Here is a 2,589-nt window from a genome sequence, read left to right as displayed (position 1 = left end):
GTCCCGGGGCTCCCGGCCAGGTCGCCGTCACCAGCCAGTGGCGGGCCGTGAGGCGTACGCCGTCCTCCGTCTCGTACGCGCGGAAGGCGTCGGTGGCGGCCCGGCGGGCGCGGGCGACGTCCTCGGGGGCCGCGTCGCGCAGCCAGTGGCGCATCGGGCCCCAGCCGAAGAGGAAGCCGGTGGCGTCCGTCGCGTCCGTGCCCCACATCTGCGGCGCTTCGAGCGGGGTGACGGTGATCGCGTCGTAGCCGGCGTCGCCCAGGACCTGCCGGGCGCGTGCCGGGTCGGCGAAGGCGGCGGGGCCCGTCTCCGTCTTCTCGGAGAAGTCGGGCAGGGAAACGTGCTCGGCCACCGCCGCGAAGATCACCGACTGGTCCATGCGGTCGACGGACTGCGGGCAGACGAAGGCCAGCCGTCCGCCCGGACGCAGGGCGCGTCCGATGTTCGTGAACGCGGCGACCGGGTCGGCGAAGAACATGACGCCGAAGCGGCTCAGGGCGACGTCGAAGGCCGCGGGCTCGAACGGGTGCGCCTGGGCGTCGGCCCGGAGGTAGGAGACGTTGGTGAGGTGGTCCGCGGCGGTGCTCGCGCGGGCCCGTTCCAGCATGGGGGCCGACAGGTCGACGCCCACGGCGTGGTCCGCGGTGCGGGCGGCCAGCCGGGTCAGGTGTCCGTTGCCGCAGCCGATGTCCAGGACGCCGTCCGTGTCCCGGATGCGGGCGGCGGACAGGAGCGGGGCGTTGGTGGAGTCGTTGAGGGCGTCGTAGCGCGACTGGTGGTCGGCCCAGTGCCGGCCTTCGTAGCCGTTCCACGCCTCGGACTGGTGGGTGTTCACGATCCGGTTGTCGGCCATACGGCCCATGGTGCCCTGCGGGGCCGTCCTGCGGGGCCCGTCGGCACGCTCGCACGGCTGCGATCGTTCGTCCGGGCTCGCGTCGGAGGCGGTCGGGGGGGGAGGAAGGCGGTACGGCCGCCACCGGCCGGATGTGGAAGGGTGGTCCTCCGGTGGGGAGTACGTCGGCTTACGGCGGGGCCCGGGCTCCGCGGTGGAACGGGGGTGGGCATGGCCCTGGTCATGTGTCCGCTGTGCAGTGACGACGAGGACATCGAGGTGGTCCGGAGCCTGGAGGGCGGGGGCCGGGTCGTCAGGCACCGGTGCGGTTACGAGTGGGAGCACGTGGCGCCCGCCGCCCCGAAGAGGGAACGGGCGTCCCGCTCCCTCTCCTTCGACGAGCTCGCGGCGCGCTTCCCGAAGGCCGAGGACGTCGAACCCGGCAGGCTGGAGCACGTGGCCCGGCTCAAGGAGCGGTACCTCGCCGTGCGACCGGACTTCGATCCCCGGGTCGCGGCCTACTGGGCGGAGTACCAGGAGATCTTCTCCCCCGACGGGTTGCGCGCGTGCGACCCGCGGCGTCTGAAGGACTTCGCCAACTCCGAGGTCGGTGCCCACCCCGGCAACCAGGCCACCTTCAACTCCGCCTGGAACGCCATGGGTGACGCCGCCGCCGGGAAGGCGACCCGCGAGACGATCGCGTACCTCCTGTACGGGCCCGACGACACACCGCTCGGGGACCGGCTGCACCGCCTGCTGGCCGGGACCGAGCCGTTCGCCATGACCGGGTTCAAGGAGGCCCTGCTCACGCGGGTGTTGTGCGTGGTGGAGCCCGAGCGGTTCCTGACGATCCTCAAGTACACGACGGAGGCGGGCGGCAAGCGCGAGATCGCGCGGAAGGTCTACGGGCTGGAGCTACCGGCGCCGGAGTCGGTGAACTGGACGCTCGGGCGGCTCATCCTGTGGAGCAACGACCTGCTGCGTTCCCTGGCCGGCGAGGGGTTCGCCAACCAGCAGCACGCCGCCGCGTTCCTGTGGTGGGCGAAGGACCAGCCCTCCGTCACGCCCTCCCGGTGAGGGACCGGGGCGGGCCGCCCGCGGCCCCGGAAGTCCGGGATCCGGCCGCCGGCTCCGTCCTCGTCGGCGCGGTGGACGTCGCCTCCGCGCCCGGGTCCGGCCGTTCCGGGCGGGTTCCCCGGCGTACGGGGTGAACGCGACGGCCGTCGGCGCGGGCCGCCGTGTCCGCACGGACGCCGGGTGATTCGTGACGTTTTGCACATGCGGGCTACGGCCGGGTAACTCGTCGGCCGTGCTCGCGCGTTGACGGGTGTGTCTCCCGTCACCCACCTGGTAGAACATGGCAAAACGGACATGCCCGCGATTCAACAATGGTCCGTTCGCATGTCGTACAGAACACTCGTAACCGCCCTCAGTACGACAGTTCGGACCGAAGAGAGCATGCGCGGCCATGACCCACTCCCCCGAAACGCCTGAAGTGCCCATACGCCCGTACGCGGTCACCGCCGCCGAGGTCGTTCCCGGTGACCTGTTCGCCCTGTCCCACGAGGACGCGGTGCGGCACCGGTGGCACGTCGTGACGCACACGCTGCCCGAGGGCCCCGAGGTGATCCGGGTCACGCTGCGACCGCCGCTCGGCGGGGTGGACCACGAGGAGGCGCTGCGCCGCGACCAGCGGGTGACCGTCGCCGGGCGGCGGCTGGACGTGGCCGCGGTCCCGCGGGTGAGCTCGCCGGCCC

Annotated in this window: 2 protein-coding genes and 1 pseudogene; 2 read left to right on the top strand and 1 reads right to left on the bottom strand. The window is 72.8% G+C overall.

From position 1 onward, the window contains the following. Positions 1-853 (bottom strand): class I SAM-dependent methyltransferase (locus B7767_RS10125; RefSeq protein WP_085571898.1); only part of this gene is annotated, 853 nt, incomplete at its 3' end. A 210-nt stretch (positions 854-1,063) separates the two neighbouring features. Between B7767_RS10125 and B7767_RS10120 the strand changes: the two genes are divergently transcribed. After that, complete coding sequence (locus tag B7767_RS10120; RefSeq protein ID WP_085571899.1) at positions 1,064-1,909, top strand: hypothetical protein; 846 nt, start codon at positions 1,064-1,066, stop codon at positions 1,907-1,909. 391 nt (positions 1,910-2,300) lie between these two features. Beyond that, positions 2,301-2,589 (top strand): annotated as a pseudogene (locus B7767_RS10115) (3-oxoacyl-ACP synthase); the annotation flags it as partial.

This window comes from Streptomyces sp. 13-12-16, assembly GCF_002114215.1.
GTDB lineage: Bacteria > Actinomycetota > Actinomycetes > Streptomycetales > Streptomycetaceae > Streptomyces.
Note: the sequence above shows the minus strand (reverse complement) of the source record. Positions and strands in the feature narration are given on the sequence as shown.

Excerpts from the sequence above, each read along its gene's own strand:
- B7767_RS10120 (WP_085571899.1), top strand. The coding sequence starts at position 1,064 with ATGGCCCTGGTCATGTGTCCGCTGTGCAGTGACGACGAGGACATCGAG.